The sequence below is a fragment of the Aeromicrobium sp. Leaf291 genome (genome assembly GCF_001423365.1).
Classification (GTDB): domain Bacteria; phylum Actinomycetota; class Actinomycetes; order Propionibacteriales; family Nocardioidaceae; genus Aeromicrobium.
In genome coordinates this window covers 460,013-480,250 of record NZ_LMNM01000003.1, presented here as the reverse complement: position 1 = coordinate 480,250, position 20,238 = coordinate 460,013, and the positions used below count along the sequence as shown (strand labels likewise).

Annotated in this window: 20 protein-coding genes; 13 read left to right on the top strand and 7 right to left on the bottom strand. The window is 74.1% G+C overall.

Annotation, left to right across the window (positions count from 1 at the left end):
- Nucleotides 1-28: 28 nt before the first annotated feature.
- Nucleotides 29-1,486: a GuaB1 family IMP dehydrogenase-related protein gene (locus ASF35_RS15955; protein WP_055969666.1), complete on the bottom strand. Its 1,458-nt coding sequence runs from the start codon at nucleotides 1,484-1,486 to the stop codon at nucleotides 29-31.
- Between the two features lie 196 nt (nucleotides 1,487-1,682).
- Here ASF35_RS15955 and ASF35_RS15950 point away from each other — a divergent pair, with 196 nt between their 5' ends.
- A complete protein-coding gene (locus ASF35_RS15950; protein ID WP_055969664.1) occupies nucleotides 1,683-2,693 on the top strand; it encodes a class I SAM-dependent methyltransferase in 1,011 nt (336 codons plus the stop codon).
- Between the two features lie 12 nt (nucleotides 2,694-2,705).
- Here the strand turns inward: ASF35_RS15950 and ASF35_RS15945 are convergent, their stop codons facing one another.
- From ASF35_RS15945 to ASF35_RS15935, 3 genes are all read right to left on the bottom strand, one after another.
- Nucleotides 2,706-3,923, bottom strand: coding sequence for a DUF563 domain-containing protein (locus ASF35_RS15945; RefSeq protein WP_082495559.1), 1,218 nt, complete (start codon nucleotides 3,921-3,923; stop codon nucleotides 2,706-2,708).
- Nucleotides 3,920-4,711 (bottom strand): FkbM family methyltransferase, encoded by a 792-nt coding sequence (locus ASF35_RS15940; protein WP_055969660.1) that lies wholly within the window; start codon nucleotides 4,709-4,711, stop codon nucleotides 3,920-3,922. The genes ASF35_RS15945 and ASF35_RS15940 overlap by 4 nt, the downstream gene beginning before the upstream one ends.
- A gap of 101 nt (nucleotides 4,712-4,812) precedes the next feature.
- A complete protein-coding gene (locus tag ASF35_RS15935) occupies nucleotides 4,813-5,538 on the bottom strand; it encodes a class I SAM-dependent methyltransferase (RefSeq protein WP_055969657.1) in 726 nt (241 codons plus the stop codon).
- A 47-nt stretch (nucleotides 5,539-5,585) separates the two neighbouring features.
- On the opposite strand from ASF35_RS15935, the gene ASF35_RS15930 reads away from it, so the two are divergent.
- Entirely contained in the window at nucleotides 5,586-6,344 is a 759-nt protein-coding gene (locus ASF35_RS15930; protein WP_055969655.1) for a hypothetical protein, read from the top strand.
- Nucleotides 6,345-6,450: 106 nt separating this feature from the next.
- On the opposite strand, the gene ASF35_RS15925 is transcribed toward ASF35_RS15930, so the two are convergent.
- Nucleotides 6,451-7,416, bottom strand: coding sequence for an NAD-dependent epimerase/dehydratase family protein (locus ASF35_RS15925; RefSeq protein ID WP_055969653.1), 966 nt, complete (start codon nucleotides 7,414-7,416; stop codon nucleotides 6,451-6,453).
- Nucleotides 7,417-7,683: 267 nt separating this feature from the next.
- Between ASF35_RS15925 and ASF35_RS15920 the strand changes: the two genes are divergently transcribed.
- Genes ASF35_RS15920 through ASF35_RS15910 form a run of 3 tightly spaced genes read left to right on the top strand, consistent with a single transcriptional unit; the run spans nucleotide 7,684 to nucleotide 11,277 of the window.
- On the top strand, nucleotides 7,684-9,108 hold the full coding sequence (locus ASF35_RS15920) for a polysaccharide biosynthesis tyrosine autokinase (protein ID WP_055969651.1): 1,425 nt from the start codon (nucleotides 7,684-7,686) through the stop codon (nucleotides 9,106-9,108).
- A gap of 10 nt (nucleotides 9,109-9,118) precedes the next feature.
- Nucleotides 9,119-10,468, top strand: coding sequence for an O-antigen ligase (locus ASF35_RS15915; protein ID WP_055969649.1), 1,350 nt, complete (start codon nucleotides 9,119-9,121; stop codon nucleotides 10,466-10,468).
- Nucleotides 10,465-11,277 (top strand): FkbM family methyltransferase, encoded by an 813-nt coding sequence (locus ASF35_RS15910; RefSeq protein ID WP_156364679.1) that lies wholly within the window; start codon nucleotides 10,465-10,467, stop codon nucleotides 11,275-11,277. The genes ASF35_RS15915 and ASF35_RS15910 overlap by 4 nt, the downstream gene beginning before the upstream one ends.
- A gap of 339 nt (nucleotides 11,278-11,616) precedes the next feature.
- On the opposite strand, the gene ASF35_RS15905 is transcribed toward ASF35_RS15910, so the two are convergent.
- Complete coding sequence (locus ASF35_RS15905) at nucleotides 11,617-12,444, bottom strand: HAD family phosphatase (protein WP_055969644.1); 828 nt, start codon at nucleotides 12,442-12,444, stop codon at nucleotides 11,617-11,619.
- A 159-nt stretch (nucleotides 12,445-12,603) separates the two neighbouring features.
- Here ASF35_RS15905 and ssd point away from each other — a divergent pair, with 159 nt between their 5' ends.
- The 8 genes from ssd (at nucleotide 12,604) to ASF35_RS18140 (ending at nucleotide 17,900) form a co-directional block, all read left to right on the top strand.
- Nucleotides 12,604-13,665, top strand: a complete 1,062-nt coding sequence (gene ssd / locus ASF35_RS15900) for a septum site-determining protein Ssd (RefSeq protein WP_055969641.1) — start codon at nucleotides 12,604-12,606, stop codon at nucleotides 13,663-13,665.
- A complete protein-coding gene (locus tag ASF35_RS15895) occupies nucleotides 13,662-14,828 on the top strand; it encodes a TadA family conjugal transfer-associated ATPase (protein WP_055969637.1) in 1,167 nt (388 codons plus the stop codon). The genes ssd and ASF35_RS15895 overlap by 4 nt, the downstream gene beginning before the upstream one ends.
- Nucleotides 14,825-15,703 (top strand): type II secretion system F family protein, encoded by an 879-nt coding sequence (locus ASF35_RS15890; RefSeq protein ID WP_055969634.1) that lies wholly within the window; start codon nucleotides 14,825-14,827, stop codon nucleotides 15,701-15,703. The genes ASF35_RS15895 and ASF35_RS15890 overlap by 4 nt, the downstream gene beginning before the upstream one ends.
- On the top strand, nucleotides 15,700-16,413 hold the full coding sequence (locus tag ASF35_RS15885; protein WP_055969631.1) for a type II secretion system F family protein: 714 nt from the start codon (nucleotides 15,700-15,702) through the stop codon (nucleotides 16,411-16,413). Before ASF35_RS15890 ends, ASF35_RS15885 begins: the two co-directional genes overlap by 4 nt.
- 130 nt (nucleotides 16,414-16,543) lie before the next feature.
- Entirely contained in the window at nucleotides 16,544-16,795 is a 252-nt protein-coding gene (locus ASF35_RS15880; protein ID WP_055969628.1) for a DUF4244 domain-containing protein, read from the top strand.
- Nucleotides 16,796-16,903: 108 nt separating this feature from the next.
- The gene (locus tag ASF35_RS15875) at nucleotides 16,904-17,179 is read left to right on the top strand and encodes a DUF4244 domain-containing protein (RefSeq protein WP_055969625.1); all 276 of its coding nucleotides are present in this window, start codon (nucleotides 16,904-16,906) and stop codon (nucleotides 17,177-17,179) included.
- The gene (locus ASF35_RS18145) at nucleotides 17,176-17,532 is read left to right on the top strand and encodes a TadE family type IV pilus minor pilin (protein WP_055969622.1); all 357 of its coding nucleotides are present in this window, start codon (nucleotides 17,176-17,178) and stop codon (nucleotides 17,530-17,532) included. Before ASF35_RS15875 ends, ASF35_RS18145 begins: the two co-directional genes overlap by 4 nt.
- Nucleotides 17,529-17,900: an Rv3654c family TadE-like protein gene (locus ASF35_RS18140; protein ID WP_055969619.1), complete on the top strand. Its 372-nt coding sequence runs from the start codon at nucleotides 17,529-17,531 to the stop codon at nucleotides 17,898-17,900. Before ASF35_RS18145 ends, ASF35_RS18140 begins: the two co-directional genes overlap by 4 nt.
- 17 nt (nucleotides 17,901-17,917) lie before the next feature.
- On the opposite strand, the gene ASF35_RS15860 is transcribed toward ASF35_RS18140, so the two are convergent.
- A complete protein-coding gene (locus tag ASF35_RS15860) occupies nucleotides 17,918-20,227 on the bottom strand; it encodes a DEAD/DEAH box helicase (protein WP_200931786.1) in 2,310 nt (769 codons plus the stop codon).
- Nucleotides 20,228-20,238 lie beyond the last annotated feature (11 nt).

The following is a 20,238-nucleotide window of genomic DNA, read 5'->3' as shown; positions in this document are numbered from 1 at the left end:
GGCCCGGCTCGGAGGGCAGGAAGGGTGCCTACCAGGAGCGGTGAAGTGGGCGTCCCTCGTCGTAGCCGGCCGCACTCTGCAGGCCGACCACGGCGTGCTCGGCGAAGTCGGCCAGCGAACGGGCGCCGGCGTACGTGAAGCTCGACCGGACCCCCGCGGCGATGGCGTCGACGAGGTCCTCGACGCCGGGCCGCTCGGGATCGAGGTACATGCGCGAGGAGCTGATGCCCTCCTCGAACAGCGCCATCCGGGCCCGCTCGAAGCCGGCGGCGTCACGCGTGCGGTTGGCCACCGCACGTGAGCTGGCCATGCCGAACGACTCCTTGTACGCGCGTCCGTCGGCATCGACCTTGAGGTCACCGGGGCTCTCGAGCGTGCCAGCGAACCACGACCCGATCATGACGTTGGCGGCGCCGGCGGCCAGGGCGAGCGCCACGTCGCGCGGGTAGCGGACGCCGCCGTCGGCCCACACGTGGGCACCGAGCTCGCGGGCCGCGGTCGCGCACTCGAGCACGGCCGAGAACTGGGGCCGGCCCACGCCGGTCATCATCCGCGTGGTGCACATCGCGCCCGGCCCGACGCCGACCTTCACGATGTCGGCGCCGGCCGCGACCAGGTCGCGGACGCCGTCGGCCGAGACCACGTTGCCGGCCGCCACCGGGACCCGCCGTCCGGTCCGTGCTGCCACCTCGTCGCGGGCCGCGCGGACGATCGGCAGGGCGTCGAGCATCTTGTGCTGGTGACCGTGCGCGGTGTCGACGACCAGCACGTCGACGCCGGCATCGAGCAGTGCCAGGGCCTTGGCCCGCACGTCGCCGTTGATGCCGACCGCCGCGCCCACCACGAGGCGACCGTCGGGGTCGGTGGCGGGGGTGTAGATGGTGGAGCGCAACGCGCCCGTGCGGGTGACGACGCCGACCAGGCGACCGTCCTCGACGACCGGCGCCACCGCCAGGTGGCTGCCCGCCAGGGCGTCGAAGTAGTCCCGGGGGTCCAGGCCGGCCGCGACGGTCCGCACGTCGGTCGACATCACCTCGTGGACCTGGGTGAAGCGGTCGACCTCCAGACCGTCCCGCTCGGTCACCACGCCCAGCGGCCGGCCGTCCTCGACGACGAGGAGGGCGCCATGAGCGCGCTTGGGGAGGAGGCTGAGCGCCTCGCCGACCGTCGTCGCGGGCGGGACGGTCACCGGGGTGTCGTACACGGTGTGCGCGGACTTGACCTGCTGCACCGTCGCGGCGACGACGTCGAGGGGGATGTCCTGCGGGATGATCGCGATCCCGCCGCGACGAGCGATCGTCTCGGCCATCCGGCGACCCGAGATGGCCGTCATGTTGGCCACGACCAGCGGGATGGTGGTGCCCGTGCCGTCGCCGGTGGACAGGTCGACGTCGAAGCGGGACGTGACGTCGGAGCGCCGCGGCACCATGAAGACGTCGCTGTAGGTCAGGTCGTGCGCGGGCTGCAGGCCGTTGAGGAACTCCACCCGCGGAAGTCTAGGTCGGTGCCGGGTGACCGGTGCCGGGTGACCTGGGCCGCCCTGGCTCGTTGAGACCGGTGGACCGCCACCCGAGCGCGTCCCGGGAGGACCAGACGATGCACACCGGCACCACCGCCACGACGTTGCGCCACCGCGGCGATTCCACCTCCGGCAGCGCCCCGCGCTCCGTACGATCGCTCGCATGACGACGTCGCAGGTCCCCGCGCACCGACCGCCCTCGGCGAAGGAGCGCGCCGCCAAGGTGCTGCCCGGTCCGGTGGTCGCCGGCCTCGACCGCGCCGTGTTCGGGCTGCGCCGCAGCAGGGTCCGCGCAGCTCACGCCGTCCTCGGCAAGGCGGGTCTGAACATCGTCAAGAGGGCCGACTACTACTCCACGCTGCCGGTGCTGTCCGAGATCGAGGACACCCGCGAGCGGTGGGACCGTCCCAGCGCACTGGTAGGCCTCGATCTCGACGTCGACGCCCTCACCGCGACGCTGCGTGGCCTGGCGCAGCGGTGGGAGCCGGAGTTCGCCGCCACCACGGGCGAGTACCTCCAGAACACCGGTCGCGGCTTTGGCCCCGGCTACCCCGAGCTCGATGCCCGCACCCTCTACTACGTGCTGCGCGAGCACAAGCCGCGCCGCTACCTCGAGGTCGGCTCGGGCCTGTCCACCTACTACGCGTCGCTCGCCGCGCAGCAGAACGCCGCCGAGGGATCGCCGCTGAGCCTCACCTGCATCGAGCCCTACCCGTTCGACGCGCTGCGCACCCTGCCCGACTTCGAGCTCGTCGAGGGCTTCGTGCAGGACGTCCCGCTCACCACGTTCGAGAACCTCGAGGACGGCGACGTGCTGTTCATCGACTCCTCGCACGCGCTGAAGATCGACAGCGACGTCGCCTACCTGTTCCTGGAGGTGCTGCCGCGCCTGGCGCCCGGCGTGCACGTGCACATCCACGACGTGCACTTCCCGTACAACACGCCGTTCCCCGCCGACACCTGGTTGTTCGGCGAGCGGTGGCCCGTGTACTGGAACGAGGCGATGGTCGTCCAGACCTTCCTGGCCTTCAACAGCGCCTTCGAGGTCACGCTCTCCACGCCCCTCGTGCGCCACCACGACGAGTCGGCGCTCGTCGACCTCCTCGACGACTACGTCCCGCTGGCTGACGACCCGAACCCGCCGTCGTCGCTCTGGGTCCGCCGGGTGCGCTGACCGGGCCGGTCCTCACGTCGGTGCGGCGAGCAGCTCCTCGAGGGCGTCGAGCACGACCGCGACCGGGATGTCGACGTCGGCCTGCACGCGGTTCATGGCGCGTTCGGGCCGGTCGCGCTCGACCGGTTCGGCCACGACGTAGCGGTACGTCGAGGCGGGCACGTTGGAGGTGATCGCCCAGTAGCCGGGGTTGAGGTAGCGGGGGGCGAACAGCTCCAGCACCTTGACACCCTCGGGAGCGAAGTTCAGGTTCACCAGCCCGGCGCCGTGCGGAGCCACCACCACCTCGGCGGCGGCGAAGTGGTCGATCTGCGCCTGCACGCTCACGGAGCCCGGGTCGAACCGGACGAACCCCTGCCGCTCCAGGTGGGGCAGCAGGGCTGCCTCCTGCACGTAGCGGCGGGTCTGCGGCCGGTCGCCGCGGGTGACGTAGAGCCGGCGCGGCTTGTCGGACACGTCGCGGGCGGGGAGGTTCTCGCGCAGCCAGCGGGTGACCCACGGCGGCGCGAGGGTGCTGTGGTTGTCGATCGTGGGCACGAGCAGGCGGTCCGCCCGCAGGTGCAGACGCGACGTCGGCTGCACGAGGGGGTACCGGTCGAGGCCCGTCATGGCCACGAGCTGACGGTCCCAGCGGCTGGTGTGGCCCACGACCACCTGGTCGGGCCGCTCGTCGGGGAAGAGGTCCTGGAACAGGCCCCAGCGCGGAAGGGCGTCCATGAGGGAGTGGTAGTAGTTGCGCCCGGACGCGTGCGAGGCCAGCGACAGGACCGTCCCCGGGACGTGCTCCGGCTCCGGCAGGCGCAGTCGCAGGTGCACCGGGTGCTCGGTGGGGCGTCGGATGCCGAAGTACGGGCTCGTCTCGAGGTCGAGCGTGCCGCGCGGCGTGAGTGTGGCGGCGGCCTCGCCGACGAGCCGTCCGCCGCTGACCTCCAGCACCGAGCGGGGTGGACGCTGCAGGACGCGGACGTCGTCCCAGAAGCGCAGACCACCCGGTCGCCCCGCGGGCGCGTCGCGCACGACGCCCAGCGGATCGCCGGTCTCGTGCACGCGGACGTGCTCGGGCTCGGCGGCGGCGGTGGCCCGGGACTCGGTGCTGATGCGCGTGGGGACCGACCGTGGTCCACCGTCGCCGACCGCCCGAGTGGCCACCCCGACCGCCCGGGTCGCCGCGCGGTGGGCCCGCTTGGCCGCGGGCCACAGCGGCATGAGCGCCGGGGGGAGACGGGTCATGCCGCGCGGGCGAACCAGGCGTTGCCCAGGCCGGGCTTGTCCGGCGAGGGCTCGTCGCGGACGAGGTCGAGGCCGACGTCGCGCAGGAACCGGACGAGGTCCAGCAGCTGGTGGCCCTCGACGGGGTGGTACTCCATGACGACCCGCTGGACGTCGCGCCAGAGCGCCGGGTCGCTCGTGAGGATGTAGCCGTACTCGGCGCCCTCGGCGTCGCTCTTGAGCAGGTCGACCCGTCCGCCGGCCGCGGCGTGCACGTCGGCGAAGGTGACGCACGGGACCTCCACCTCGGCGCCGAGCCCCTCCGGCGCCGTGAGGCCGTTGTGGGCGCTCGCCTCGCCGTTGTCGACGAACGTGAGCGTGCCGCGGTGGTCGGCGACGGCCTGGGCGTGCACGTGCAGCCGGTCGACGAAGCCGTTGGCCTCGGCGTTGCGGCGGGTCCACTCGGCGGTGGAGGGCGACGCCTCGTAGGCGTGCACGGTGGCCCCGGGCGCCCGCGAGCAGAGCGTGGCCGAGAAGCTGCCGATGTGGGCGCCGACGTCGACGGCCACGAAGTCGGGGCGCAGGCCCGCCGTGAGCTCGTCGATGCGGTACACGTCGTCGGCCGTGATCTCGTACACCGGGAACCGTGCTCCGGGTGCGTTGGGCGTGTGGATCGTCAGCCCGGAGCGGGTCCGGAACGTCACCTCGCCACCCCGCGCCATGGCCGTCAGGAGCTGCGGTCCGTTCCGGAAGTGGGTGAACGACTGGCGTACCCGCCGGGCCGCGTACCCGAGTCCGCGCAGTGCCATGTCTCTCCTTCGTCGCCGAACCTCGACCATTCAACCGCGCACGTCGGCGAAGGTCACGGGGATGCGGATCTCGTACCCGGGCACGGGACCGAGGAGGTCGTTCACCGAAGGTCGAAGAGCAGCGTCTCGGGCTGCTGCGACCCCGGCGGCGGACTGCTCTTCTGCACACGGGACCGCACGCCGCGCAGCAGGTGGCGCAGCCGCAGGCTCCCGCTCTGGGCGGTGTTCTGGTCGAACAGCTCACGGACCCGCGAGAGCGTGGACTCCTCGACGGGCTGGCGGCCGGTCTCGCGGGCGTACTGCAGCAGCGCCGGGAGGTCCAGCTCCTCCCACGTCGCGGTCTCGGTGGTCTCGGGTGCGGCGAACAGGCCGGAGGCGGCGAGCGTGTCGGTGACGGGGGCTGCAGCGGTGGGTCGACGTCCGACCACCTCCCGCAGGCGCCTCACCCAGGGCAAGGTCTCGTCGTGCGTGCGCGACAGCGTCGACAGCACGCCGCCGGCCCGCAGGACCCGGGCGTACTCGGCCAGCACGGTCTGGTCGTCGTTCAGCTGGGGGGCGACCACGGCGTCGAAGGAGTCGGCCACGAACGGGAGCCGCGGTCCGGCCGAGCGGACGTAGAGGACGTCCTCGGAGCGCACGGTGCGCACGTCGTCTCCCGCGACGACGACCTCGTGGCCCTGGCCCGCGAGCCGGAACGCGAGCGAGGAGTCCTCGAGCAGCAGCACGCACGAGAGCCGGTCGCCCACGAGCCACTTGACGAGTCGATCGTGCGCCTCGTCGGTTCCGGGGGACGAGGCGCGGGCCGACTGGTCGAACAGCTCGCTCACCCCCGCAGGCTACCGGTCGCACCGCGCCCCCTCGGTACGCTTCGGGCGTGTCAACCTCCCCCGATCCGTTCCTGCCCGCGGCGTCCCTCGAGGGTGTGCCGTCGGCCTTCGCGGCAACGCGCGACGGCATCGACGCGCTCCTGCGTGACCGGGGCCTGCGGCGGAGCACCCCCGAGGACACCGCCCGCTCCCTGCTCCTGGGTGCCGTGGCGACCGCTCGGCTCGAGGGCAGCGACCTCCCCGCGGTCGACGACGACGATCCCGCGGTCGAGCTGCTCGCGGCCGGCGGTGGCGACGCCGTCGCGCGTGCCGCGGTCCGGCTCGGCACGGAGCTGCTGGGGCTCGTGCCGGTGTGGAGCCGCTCGCCGCTCCAGGCGTTCGCGCGCCTGCACGCCCTCGCGGCCGCGGGCAGCGTGCCCGACGACGCGCTGGGTCGGCCCGCCGACGCCGCCGGCGCCGCCCGGCTCGGCGAGCTGGCCCGAGTCGTCGCCCTGCCCACGGAGGCGCCCGGCCTGGTGGTGGCGGCCCTCGTGCACGCCGAGATCGCGACGTCAGGAGCGTTCGCGGCCCACGGGGGCATGGTGGCGCGTGCCGCCGAGCGGCTCGTGCTCGTCGTCAAGGGCGTCGACCCGGCGTCGGTCGTGGTGCCGGAGGCGGGCCACGCCGCCGAGCCCGCCGGCTACGGGGCGGCGCTCACGGCCTACGCCCGGGGCGACGCCACCGGCATCCAGCAGTGGCTCCAGTACGCCTCGCAGGCCCAGGCCCGCGCGGCCGAGGCCTCGCCCCTGGCCGTCGGCCGCCGCTGACCGGCCCCGACCGACCGGAGCCGGCCGACCGGAGCGGCCTGGCCGCAGCCGGCGCCCGCACACGACGACGCCCGGCCACCCACGGGTAGCCGGGCGTCGGCAGGGGTCAGACGCGCGGGGCGAGCTGGTCGTAGATCCAGGCGTAGGTCTTCTCCAGACCGTCGCGCAGCGAGATCGAGGGCTCCCAGCCGTAGATCTCGTGGAACATCGTGTTGTCGCTGTTGCGGCCGCGCACGCCCTGCGGCGCGGTGAGGTCGTGCTCCTTGCCGACCGTGATCCCGGCGATGTCCTCGAGGATCCCGATCATCTGGTTGATCGTCACGAGCTCGGACGAGCCGAGGTTGACCGGCTCGACGTTCTCGCCGGCCAGGATCTCCTGGGTGCCGCGCAGGCAGTCGTCGATGTACATGAAGCTGCGGCTCTGCTCGCCGTCGCCCCACACGTCGATGGTGTGCTCACCGGTCAGCTTGGCCCAGGCGATCTTGCGCGAGAGCGCGGCGGGCGCCTTCTCGCGGCCCCCCTCGTACGTGCCGTCGGGGCCGTAGACGTTGTGGTAGCGGGCCACCCGGGTCTGCAGGCCGTAGTCCTCGCGGAAGTGGCGGGCCATGCGCTCGCTGAACAGCTTCTCCCAGCCGTAGCCGTCCTCGGGCTCCGCCGGGTACGCGTCGGACTCCTTGAGCGCGGTCACGTTCGGGTCGGTCTGCTTGGTCCCGTTGTAGACGCAGGCCGAGCTGCTGTAGAAGAACTGCTCGGTGCCGGCGTCGCGCGCGGCGACGAGCATGTTCGTGCTGGTGAGCACCGAGAGCATGCACTCGGCCTTGTTGTTCTCGATGAAGCCCATGCCACCCATGTCGGCGGCCAGGTTGTAGATCGCCTGGGTGCCGACCGACATCTTGTGGGCGTCGCCCATGTCGGAGCAGTCCGCCACGAGGCTCTCGGCGTCGTCGTGCACCTGGTACCACTCGGACGTCGGCTTCTTGTCGACCGCGCGCACCTCGCGTCCCTGCGCCAGCAGGTCCGCCACAAGGTGGCCGCCGATGAAGCCGCCCGCTCCCGTCACCAGTACCGTCATCGCTCTCGTCCTCCGTGGGAAGTTGTGGGGTCCGCGGCGTCTCGCGTCCGCGGTCCGTCGTACCCCTAACAACGACCGAGGTCCGAGAGGTTACGAGTGGATCGTGATGCACCCCACGTCACGGACGGTCTCGATCCGTCGCCTCCAGAGCGTGACAGCGGGCGCCCCGACTCGTTCAGGGTTGTGGTGCGAGGGAGCCTCCCGGCTCCCCCAGGTCACCTACACTCGGGAGACCCGCCGTGCTCGGCGGGAGGAGGAGGCACAGCCGTGGAGCTGCGGCAGTTCTTGGGCGCTCTGCGCGCGCGCTGGGTGTTCAGCACCGTGACGTTCCTCGCCGGGGCGGTCCTGACCGTCGCGGCGGTGTTCCTCATGACCCCGCAGTACGGCTCGAGCGTCAAGCTGTTCGTCTCCACACCGTCCGGCGGGTCCGCCGAGTACGCGGCCTCCTTCATCGTCACCCAGCGCGTCGCGTCCTACGCCGAGCTGGCCACGGACCCCTCGGTGCTCCAACGCGTGGTGGACTCCCTCGATCTGGACATGACGCGCGAGGACCTCGAAGGCCGTGTGTCGGCCTCCGTGATCACGGGGACGCAGACCATCGAGCTCGACGTGACCGCCGAGACGCCCGAGCTGGCCCAGCAGATCGCGAAGGCCGAGGCCGAGGAGGTCGTGGCCCTCGTCGAGCAGCTCGAGCGGCCCGCCGTCAAGGACGAGGAGCCGGCCATCGCGGCCCGGATCGCCGCCGAACCCAGCATCAGCGACACCCCGGTCTCGCCGAACATCCCGCTCAACCTCGGCATCGGGCTGCTCGTCAGCCTCTTCGTCGCGATCGTCGGCGCGCTGCTGCGCGACCTGCTCGACCGTACGGTCAAGTCGCGCCAGGACGTCGAGAAGATCAGCGGCCACTCCGTGCTCGTGACGCTGCCCTACGACCCACAGGTCAAGAAGACCCCGTTGGCCACGGAGGTGGGCGGCAGCCTCGCGGAGGCCTTCCGCGTGCTGCGGACGAACCTGCAGTTCGCCGACCTCGACGCCGAGCGTCAGGCCATCCTGGTCTCGAGCGCCCTGCCCGACGAGGGCAAGACGCTGGTGGCCACCAACCTCGCGCTGACCATGGCCCAGTCCGGCCGCTCGGTGCTGCTCATCGACGCCGACATGCGCAACCCTAACGTCGCGGAGCTGCTCGGCCTGGAGAACTCCGTCGGCATCGTGACGGTGCTCGTGGGCCGCACGTCCATCGAGGACGCCACGCAGCCGCACGTGAGCGGCATCAGCTTCATGGGCACCGGCCCCGCGCCGCCGAACCCGGCCGAGGTCCTCGACACCCAGGCCATGCGCGACCTCATCTCACGAGTGCGCAAGGAGTACGACGCGGTCATCATCGACGCGCCTCCCATGCTGCCGGTCGCCGACGCGTCGATCCTCATGACCGAGGTCGACGGCGCGCTCCTGCTGGTGCGTCACGGCTCCACGACGCGCGAGCAGGTCCGCCTCGCCGTGGCTCGCATCCACGCCGTCGGCGGGCGGCTGTTCGGCACGATCCTCAATCGCACGCCGCGACGCTCGGGCGACGCCGACGGGTACGGGTACGGCTACGGGCACGGGTACGGGTACGGCTACGCGCCCACCCCGGCGGCCGAGCCGGCGTCCTCGACCCGCGGTCGGCGCATCGGCCGCCGCGTGAAGCGCTGACGGAGGCCTCATGGCCGTGCTGGAGTCGGTGAAGGAGCGCGTGGGCCCACGGGAGCGTCGGGCGATCAGGGCCGCGGTTCTGCCCGTCCTGGTCGTGGGTGTGCTGCTGGTCGTGCTGGTTCCGTTGTCGTCGCTCGGCGGGGTGGGGGCCGGGCTCGCGCTGACCTTCGCGGTCGGTCTCGTCGTCCTCGCCGCGGTCGGGGTCGAGAGCACGGCGGTCGCGGTCCTCGCGATCGGGATCGCCCTGTCGCCGCTCGACAACTTCCGTCCGATCGGGGCGCTGGCGTTCGCGTCGCTGTCCGACCTGGTGCTGCTGGCGGGTCTGCTCGTCCTCCTGCCCGTGCTGCTGCGCAAGCCCCTGCCGAGCGAGTGGCTGTTCCTCGCCGCCGCCGGAGGGCTCGTCGTCGTCGGGCTGGTGTCGTCGGCGGGTGCCGAGGAGAGCGGCGCGAGCCTCAACAGCCTGCTGCGGCTGCTCGTCGGCGCGCTGCTCCTGCCCGTGGCCTTCATGGTGTGGCGGCCCTCCCGGCGCGTCGTCGTCGGGTTCGCGCTGATGTACGTGGTCGGCAACGTCGGCAACCTCGTGGCCGCCTACACCGTCGGCGAGGCGTCCTGGGACGGACGGCGCATCGGCTACTCGACGCACCCCAACGTCATGGGCCTGTGCGGGATGCTGGCGCTGGCCCTCGTGCCCTTCCTGCTGCGGGTCCTGCCCCGCCGGTGGTCCTGGCTGGTCCTCCTGCTGGGCGCCGCGTGCGCGTGGAACGTCTGGGTCAGCGGCAGCCGGGCCGCGCTCGTGGTCGCCGTCGCGGTCGCCGTGCTCTTCGTGGCGCTGGAGCGTCGGGTCGAGGTCGCCCTCGCGCTCTTCGGGCTCGCCATCCCCGCCCTGTGGATCGTCGGCAACGCCCTGACCGGCGGCGGCTCGATGCAGAACAACGTGCTGGGCCGGCTCCTCGGCGGTGGCACGGCCGCCGGGTCCGACGCCGAGCGGGAGTACCTCGCCAAGGTGGCGCTCGACGCCTTCACGTCCCACCCCGTGCTCGGCATCGGGCTGGGCGACGTGATGGAGGCCCACAACATCTACCTGCAGGTCGCGGCGGCCGTCGGCATCGTCGGCACCGCGGTCTACCTGGTGCTGCTCGCGTCAGTGGCGCTGAGGGCGATCACCCTCCCCGGCCCGTCCGCGCTCCTGGCCCTGCCCGTCCTCGGCTACGCCATGATCGGCCTGATGACCACGATCCTCTGGGACCGCTACGTCTGGGCCGTGCTCGCGCTGCCCTTCCTCGTCCGTCTCGGTGACGGCGCCCCCGAGGCGGACCCCGCCGACACCGTTCCCTCGACCGACCAGTGGGAGACCGCATGACCGTCCTCGACCGCGCCACCTGGGTGGCGCGCCGCACCCGCCAGACCGTGTCGGTCTTCGACAACGGCTGGAGCGTCCTGCGCCAGCTGGCCGCCCGTGCCGACGAGCTGGCCTTCGAGGTGGACGGTTTGACGATCCACTGCCCGAACGTGCCGGGTGCGCGGGTCCCCGTGTACGAGGTGTTCGCCGAGGACGAGTACTCGCTGGACTGGTTCGGGCACGGACTGCCCGACGACGTGCACGTGGTCGACATCGGGGCGCACATCGGCTGCTTCTCGACCGACCTCCTGCGGCGGTTCCCCGGGGCCACCGTCCACTCCTACGAGCCGACACCGTCCACCGGTGCCTACACCGTGCGCAACGTCGAGTCCAACGGTCTCGCCGACCGGATCACCGTGCACCGCACCGCCGTCGGCTCGCGGGCCGGCACGTTGGTGATGGCCGACAACGGACCGGGCAGCGGCCACAACGGCGTCCTGCACCTCGGCGAGGCCGGGTCCGTCGAGATCGAGGTCGCCTGCGACAGCATCGCCGACGCGTTCGCCGCGGCCGGCGGTCGGGTGGACCTGCTGAAGATGGACGCCGAGGGAGCGGAGTACGGGATCCTGCTCGACTCCGACCCGACCCTCTGGTCGGGCGTGCGGCGGCTCGTCATGGAGTACCACCACTCCGAACAGCACGGCTTCGACGACCTGCGGACGTTCCTCGAGGGCACGGGCATGACGCTGGTGCGGCACGAGACCGGAGGCCCCGGCTTCGGTCTGGCCTGGTTCTCGCGCGACGCGCTGCCGCCCCACGTCGCGGTCTGACGTCGGCCCCCTGGGGACGCCGGCACCGACGGTCGCGCACGAAGAAGGACGGCGCCACCGCTCGGGTGACGCCGTCCATGGGTCCGGCCGCGCTGCAGCTACCAGGCGTGCACTTCGTCATCGTCGCCTCGGGGCCGCTCGTCGCGGATGTCCCGGGAGCGACTGCCCAGTGGGACGGGAGATCGCCGCGTGGGTACTGAGGTGCCGGGCCGTCTGTGGAGTTGTCCTGCCCTCAGTTGTACGCCGCTGCCAGGACGCGCGGTAGCCCTACGGGGCCGTAACCTTGCGTGCCGCGGTTCACAAGCGCACGTGGCCCGTGCGGGGTCGGGGCGGATCGGTTCAGGTGTGGGGGAGGACCCGCTGGAGCAGCGACGGTGACGCGCGACGCGACCGCCGACGGGCGAGCAGGGCGACGCCACCTGCCGCTGCGACCGCCCCGAGGGTCCAGGCGGCGCGACCCGTGGGGCTGTGCAGGCCGAGCCTGCTGCGCAGTGCGACCGGCCGGGCGAAGGCCAGCACCGGCCAGTCACGCTCGGCGGCGATCCTGCGCAGGGTCTTGTCGGGGTTGACGCAGAACGGGTGACCCACCGTCTCGAGCATGGGCACGTCGGTCTCGGAGTCGGAGTAGGCGAAGCACGCGTCGAGGTCGTAGCCACGTTCCTCGGCCAGTCGCTTCATCGCGGTGGCCTTGTGCGGGCCGTAGGCGTAGAACGCGACCTCGCCGGTGTAGCGGCCGGCGTGCTCGACGAGGCGCGTGGCGATGACGTCGGACACGCCGAGGAGCTCGCCGACGGGCTCCACGACCTCCGACCCGGAGGCCGAGACGATCACGACGTCGCGACCGGCACGCCTGTGGTGCTCGATCAGGTCGACGGCCTCGGCGTAGACGATGGGGTCGATGACGTCGCGCAGCGTGCGGCGAACGGACTCGCGCACGATCTCCACGTCCCACCCGGCGACCATGGCCGTGAGGTAGGTGCGCATCCGCTCGAGCTGGTCGTGGTCGGCGCCGTTGAGCCCGAACAGGAAGTTCGCGTACGCGCTGCGCAGGACCGCACGGCGCGTGAGCAGCCCGCCCTCGAAGAAGGGCTTGCTGAAGGCCAGGGTGCTGGACCGGGCGATGATCGTCTTGTCCAGGTCGAAGAACGCGGCCGAACGGGGGCTCACCCGCCCAGGATAGGCCGACCCGGCCGTCGCGTGGTCCCCCGCGTGGACACCGGGTCGGCGACGGGTCGTCCACAGGCCGTCCGATGGCGTGCGCGGCGTCGTCCACAGGCCGCTCGCGAGGTCTCGTCCGCGGCTCCCGTCCCTGGTTGCGTGAGAGCCATGGACGCCGCACACCTGCTGGTCGCCACGGGCGACGCCGACCTGCTCGACGACGCCCTCCGGTGGTGCGCCGCGGTGGGCGTCACGCCGGAGGTCGCGTCCGACGCGGTCGCCGCTCGGCGCGCCTGGTCCACGGCGTCGGCCGTGCTGCTCTCGGCCGACCTGGCGGGACCGCTCGCCCGCACGGCTCCGCCACGTCGTGACGGCGTGCTCGTGCTGGGTGGGGAGCCCGGCGGCACCGCCGGCGACACGCTCTGGCGCGACGCGGTGCTGCTCGGCGCCACGGCCGTGCTCGACCCCACCGACGAGACCGCCGTGCTCGCGCGACTCGGGGAGCTGCTCGACGGACGCGACGAGGCGGCGTTCCTCGCCGTCGTCGGTGCCGTCGGCGGGGCGGGCGCCTCCACCTTCGCCACCGCGGTGGCCCTGCACGCCGGTCGGCGCGGCCACCGCCCCGTCCTCGTCGACGCCGACACCAGGGGGGCCGGCGTCGACCTCGTCCTCGGCGCAGAGCGCGCCGAGGGGGTGCGGTGGCCCGAGCTCGGTGGCGCCGGCGGGCACGTCGGCGCCACCCGGCTCGCGCGTCTGCTGCCCGTGCACCACGGCGTGGCCGTGCTGGCCTGCCCCCGCGACGGCTCCACCGTGCCGGTCGACGTCGCCCCCGACGTGCTGACCGCCGCCTCGCGTGCCTTCGACGTGGTCGTCGCCGACGTGCCCCGGCACCTCGACCCGCTCGGGTCGGCGGTGCTCGCGCGGTGCGAGGGAGCGGTGCTGCTGGTGCCCGAGGACGTGCGGTGCGTGGCGGCCGCGCGCATCGTGCTGGCCCAGGTGCGCGAGCACGTCCCACGGGTGGCGCTCGTGACGACTCGGCGCGCCGGAGGCGTCGGCTCGGGCCCGGTGGCCGAGGCGCTGAGGCTCCCGGTGGTCGCGCGGGTCGCCCACGACCGTCGGCTGAGGGCCGACCTCGACCACGGCCGCGGCGCCGGACGGTCGCGCACGCTGCGGCGGGCGTCGGGGCAGGTGCTCGACGTCCTCGGCCTCGCGGCGGCAGGTCCGTCGTGACCACGATCGACGCCGCGCTCGTCGGACGGGTGCGCTCGCGGCTCGCCGCCGAGGTGCGCGAGCCCAGCGCGCAGGCCGTGGCCGAGGCCCTGGGGCTCGAGGCCGGGCTGCACGGCAGCGCCACGGTGCTCGCCGTGGTCGACGCCCTGCAGCGGGAGCGGCGCGGCGCGGGTGTCCTGCAGCCGCTGCTCGACGACGCCGACGTCACCGACGTGGTGGTCAACGGGGCCGGCGCCGTGCACGTGGACCGTGGGCACGGGCTCGAGCGGACCGACCTGCGGTTCCCCGACGACGCGGCGGTGCGACGACTGGCCCAGCGACTGGCCGCCCAGGCCGGCCGACGGCTCGACGACGCGAGCCCCTGGGTCGATGCGCGGCTGCCCGACGGCACCCGTCTGCACGCCGTGCTGGCACCGCTGGTGCGCCCCGGCACGGCCATCAGCCTGCGCGTCCCGGCCCGGCGCTCGTTCACGCTCGAGCAGCTGGTGGCCGCCGGCGGGATCCACGTCGAGGCCGCTCGGCTGCTGCAGCGCGTCGTCGCGACCCGGGTCGCCTTCGTCGTGAGCGGCGGCACCGGCAGCGGCAAGACCACGCTGCTCGGCACGCTGCTGGGGCTCGTGCCGTCCGCCGAACGACTCGTCGTGGTCGAGGACGCGGCCGAGCTGGCCCCGGACCACTCCCACGTCGTGTCGTTGGAGGCCCGACCGGCCAACGCGGAGGGCGCCGGCCTCGTGACCGTGCGCGACCTCGTGCGGCAGGCGCTGCGCATGCGGCCGGACCGGCTCGTCGTCGGCGAGGTTCGCGGGGGAGAGGTCGTCGACCTGCTCGCCGCGCTCAACACCGGGCACGAGGGCGGCTGCGGCACCATCCACGCCAACTCCGCGGCCGACGTCCCGGCCCGGTTCGAGGCGCTGGGGGTGGCCGGAGGCCTGGCACGCGACGCCGTGCACAGCCAGCTGGCGGCCGGGGTCGACGTCGTGGTGCACCTGCGTCGCGGTCGCGACGGTCTTCGTCGGGTCGAGGAGGTCGGTGTGCTGCACGCGGCGGGGCCCGACGGGCACGGGACGGTCCGCTCCGTGCGCGCAGCCGGGCTCGTCGACGGTCGCTGGACCGACGGCCCCGGTCGTGACCGGCTCGAGGACCTGCTGGACAGCCACGCATGACGGGGTCCACGGTCCTGGTCGCCGTGGTGGCGGCGGGACTGTCCGGGTGCGCGGTCCTGCTCTGGCTGCCGCCTCCGACGTGGCTGGTCGCCCTGCGCCTCGGGCCCGCGACGTCGCCGCCGCACCAGGGTGAGGGGCCGCCGTCCGCAGCGGCACGCCCGCTCCTGCTGCGGGTGGTGGCGTGGCGCCGCTGGCGGTCGTGGGTGCCCGTCGCGCTCGCAGCCGCTGCGGCCCCGTGGTTCGTCACGTCGCCCGTGTCCGCCCTGCTCCTGGCCACGGTCGCGGCCGTCGCCGTGGTGGCGTCGTCGTTCGTCGAGCGGCACCGCGCCGCGCGCGCCGCGAGCGAGCTGGCGGTGCGGGTCGCGGCCACAGTCGAGCTGCTCGCGGCCGAGCTGCGCACCGGGGTGCTCCCTCCCGCGGCCCTGCGCGGAGCGTGCGACGACCTGCCCGACCTGCGGCCCGTCGCCGAGGTGGCGGCCCGCGGCGGCGACGTGCCGGCCGCGCTCGACGGCGTGTCCCGTCTCCCGGGCGCCGGCGACCTCGCCGACGTCGCTGCCGCCTGGCGTGTGGCCGAACGTGCCGGTGCGCCGGTCGCGGACGTGCTCGACCACGTGGTCGAGGCGTTGCGCGCGGACCACGACCTTGCTCGAGAGGTCCGGGCGGAGTGCTCCTCGGCTCGTGCCACCGCTCGGCTGCTGGCGGTCCTGCCGCTGCTCGGGCTCGGCCTCGGCTCCGGTCTCGGCGGGGACCCGGTGCACGTGCTCACCGGCACCCTGCCGGGCGTCGTGTGCCTCGCGGCCGGGTGCGCGCTGGCGGCCACGGGGCTGGCCTGGGTCGAGCGCATCACCACCCGCGCCGAGGTGGGCGCGCGATGAGCCTGGCAGCGGCGCTGGTCGCGGCCGCCGCGGCCTGGCTGGCCGTGCCCGTCCCGGCCACCGACCGGCTCCGGGCGCTCACCACCGTTCCGACCTCGCGTCGGCGTCCGTCGCCGACCAGCGTGGTGACCGTCCTCACCCCGATCGCCTGCCTCGTGGTGCTCGGACCGGTGATCGGTCTCCTCGTCGCCCTCGCAGCCACCCCGGCGGCGCGGGCGGCGGTCGCGACCATGGCCACGGCGTCCTCGCGGCGGCGTGACGAGCAGCTGCAGCGCCAGCTGCCCGTGGCGCTCGACCTCGTCGTCGCCGTGCTGGCGTCCGGGCGACCGGCCGTCGTCGCGTTCGAGGTGGTCGGCGAGGTGGTCCCTGAGCCGCTCGCGACGGAGCTGCAGAAGGTCGGGCGACGGCTGCGCTCGGGCACGGACCTGCCCGCGGTGTGGGAGGTGCTCGCCCGGCACCGGGTGCTGGGCGCCGTGGGTCGCGCGTTCCGGCGGGCCGAGCAGTCCGGCTCGCCCGTGGCCGCGGTGCTGGCCGCCGCGGCAGCCGACCTGCGCCGCGACCGGGCGTCCCAGGCGCGCGAACGCGCGCGGGCGGTCGGCGTGCGCACCGCCGCCCCGCTCGGGCTCTGCTTCCTCCCGGCCTTCTTCCTCGTGGGGATCGTCCCCACCCTCATCGGCGTCGCGTCGGGGCTCGACCTGCTAGGCGGATGAGTGTGCCCGCCCGTCCACAGGCCGGAACGCCCTCGGGCCCGCTCGTCCACAGGTCGCCGACGAGGTGGTCGTCCGGGCTCGGGAGCGACCCATCTCCTGGGTGTCAGCACGTTCCACGAAAGGACACCCCATGAAGAACCTCCAGCACTCCACCCTCCAGGACCGGGCGACCCTCGGCCTCTCGCGTCTGGTCGCCCGCGGCGCCCAGCGCCGCGAGCAGCGTCGGGAGCAGGGCATGACCACCGCCGAGTACGCCGTCGGCACCCTCGGCGCCTGCACCGTCGGTGGCGTGCTCGTGAAGGTCGGCCAGTCGGAGTGGTTCGGCGAGCTCGTCCGCGACGTCATCGACAACATCCCGAGCCTCCTGCCCAACCTCTTCTGACCGATCTCCGGTGGGGCCGTCGTGGCATCCACCAGGCCCCGACGGCCCCACCGGATCGACCCCCCGCACCTCGCCCACAGCACCGACCCGACTCCCCAGGAGCCCACCGTGCACCAGCGCATCTCCTCCACCTTCGACGTCTCGTCCCTCCGCCGGACCGGCGCCCGTCGCTCCCGCCGTGGCGCTCGAGGCGAGCACGGCATGACCACCGCCGAGTACGCCGTCGGCACCCTCGGGGCCGCCACCTGCGCCGCCGTCCTGGTCCACCTCGGGGCCGACGGCTGGTTCTTCGACCAGCTGCGCGAGATCTTCGTGCGCGCGCTCGACCCGACCACGCTCGTCGAGCACCTGCGTCGCGGCAGGCCGTGGACCCCGATCCGATGACCGGGCGCGGCGAGAAGGGCACGGCCACCGCCGAGCTGGCCGTCCTCGCCCCGTTCGCGCTCGTGCTCGTGCTGCTGCTCGTGTGGGTGGCGTCGCTCGGGGTGACCCAGGTCCGGCTCGTCGACGCCGCTCGCGAGGGTGCGCGGCTCGTCGCACGGGGCGAGGACGACGGTGGGGCCACGGCGCTCGTCCGCCGACTCGCGCCGGCCGGTGCCCGGGTGCGGGTGCAGGAGCAGGACGGCACGGTCGTGGTCACCGTGCGGATCCGGTCGCGCGCACCACTGGGCTTCGGTACCACCGTCGGGTCCCGCGAGCTCAGCGCGACGGCCGTGGCGGCCGCGGAGGCACCGTGAGCCCGACCGCGTCCGGCCGACACCCCGAGGACGGTGCGGTCACGGTGCACGCGCTCTGGGTCGTCGCCGTCCTGGTCGGCGTGGTGGCGCTGGGGCTGCAGGTCATGGCCCTCGTGACGCTGCGCCACCAGGTGGCGTCGGCTGCCGACCTGGCTGCACTCGCGGGCAGTCGCGCCAGCACCGAGGGCGCCGACGGCTGCGGGGCGGCGCGCCGGCTGGCCCGGCGCAACGACGTGCGGCTCGAACGCTGCCGGATGGACCTCGACGTCGCCACCGTGACCGCGGTCGGCTCGACCCGTCCGTGGTGGGGCGGGACGTGGACCACGCGCATCGAGGCCCGCGCCGCCCCTTCCTGGTACGAGCGTTGACCCGGCGCAGGGGTCGGTCAGGCCCCGTCGTCCGGCGCGCCGTCCAGCAGGGCGTCGAGCAGCCGCACCGCGCCGGCCTTGTCGAGCGGCTCGTTGAAGTTGCCGCACTTGGGGGAGACGACGCACGACGGGCAGCCGGTCGGGCACTCGCAGCCCGCGATGGTGGCCCGGGTGACGCGGAGCCAGCGCTCCACCACCTCGTAGCCCCGCTCGGCGAAGCCCGCCCCGCCCGGGTGCCCGTCGTGCACGAAGATCGTCAGCGTGCCCGTGTCGGCGTGCACCGCGGTCGACAGTCCTCCGAGGTCCCAGCGGTCGCACGTGGCGAGCAGGGGGAGCAGGCCGATGGCGGCGTGCTCGGCCGCGTGCGCAGCGCCCGGCACGTCCGTGTGCTCCAGGACCTGCGGCACCACGTCGGGGTGCAGCGTCCACCAGGTGGCCACGGTGCGCAGCGTGCGTGCGGGCAGGTCGAGCGGTTCCTCGCCCACCAGGCTGCCGTCGTGCCGCCGGCGCGAGAACGAGACCACCTGGCTGGTCACGTCGACCTCTCCGACGTGGACCGTGGTGGCGCCCCACGTGCGGCTGCGCTGCGTCCACACCACCGAGACCTCCGTCGTGGTCCGGGCCGAGGTGGACCAGCCCGGGTCCTCGGTGTGCACGACCGCCACGCCGTCCTCCACGTCGTACTCGTCGACCACGTGGGCCACGCCCTGGTGCACGTACACGGCGCCCTCGTGCACCTCGCCGTCGGCGGACCCCGCGTCGACGGTGCCGATCAGCCGTCCGGTGGGACCGTCGACGATCTGCACCGGTGCACCGCCGCTGCCGCGCAGGTCGGCCAGGGCGGCGGCCCGGTCGCGCCGGGTCCAGAACCAGCCGCCGGGTCGCCGGCGCAGCCACCCCGCCGCCTCCAGCGCGTCGACCCCCTCGCGCGCCCGAGGACCGAACAGCGGCAGGTCGTCCTCCGTGAGCGGAAGCTCCTGTGCCGCGGCCGCCAGGTGAGGCCCGAGCACGTAGGGGTTGTCGGGGTCGAACACGGTGGCCTCGACCGGCGCGCCCAGCCAGGCCTCGGGGTGGTGCACCAGGAACGTGTCGATCGGCTCGTCGCGGGCCACGAGCACCCCGAGCGACGGCTGCCCGTCGCGGCCGGCTCGTCCCACCTGCTGCCAGAAGGCCGCTCGGGTGCCGGGGAACCCCACGCTCACCACCGCGTCGAGACCGCTCACGTCGACCCCGAGCTCGAGCGCGTTCGTGGCGGCCAGGCCCAGCAGGTCACCCGATCGGAGCCGGTCCTCCAGCTCGCGCCGCTCCTCCGGCAGGTAGCCGCCACGGTAGGTCGCGACCCGGCCGGGCAGCTCGGGCGCGACCTCGCCCAGTCGCTGCTGGGCGCCGCGGGCGATGGACTCGGCCCCGCGGCGCGACCGGGAGAAGACGAGGGTGCGGGTGCGGTCGAGGACGAGGTCGGTGAGCAGCTCGGCCGCCTCGCGCCCGGCCGAGCGACGGGTCGGCGGCTGCGACGGGTGCGCCGCACCCACCAGGGGCGGCTCCCACAGTGCGATCGTCCGCGGTCCGTGGGGCGACGCGTCGTCGGTCACGGCCACCACGTCGAGCCCGGTGAGACGTCGCGCCGACGCCTCGGGCTCGCTGACCGTGGCCGACGACAGGACCACCACGGGGTGCGACCCGTGGTGGGCGCACACCCGCAGCAGGCGACGCAGCACGTGCGCGACGTGGGCGCCGAAGACCCCCCGGTAGTGGTGGCACTCGTCCACGACGACGATGCGCAGGCCGGCGAACAGGCGCGACCAGCGCTCGTGCCCGGGCAGCAGGGTGTGGTGGATCGTGTCGGGGTTCGTGAGCACCAGCTGGGCGTGGTCGCGGGCCCACGCCCGGTCGTCGAGCGAGCTGTCGCCGTCGACCGTGGTCGCGCGCACGAGGGCTGCCCCGTCGGGCCCGAGGGGGAGCCGACGCAGCTGGTCGGCCGCCAGCGCCTTGGTGGGGGCGAGGTAGAGCGCCGTGGGAGCGCGGTGGCCCTGGAGCGCGTCGCCCGACCTGCCGCGGACCAGCGCGTCGAGCGCCGGCACCTGGTAGGTCAGCGACTTGCCCGACGCGGTCCCGGTCGAGACCACCACGTGCCGCCCGGCGTGCACGTGCGCGAGCGCCTCGGCCTGGTGCCCCCACAGGTGGGTCACGCCCTGGGCCGCGAACGCCGTCCGAACGCGAGGATCGACCCACTCCGGCCACGGCTCCACCACGGCCTCCCGGGCGGGCACGTCGTGCAGGTGGAGGATGCGGTCGCCGTGGCGCGAGAGCAGGCGTCCGATGTCCACCCCCACAGTCT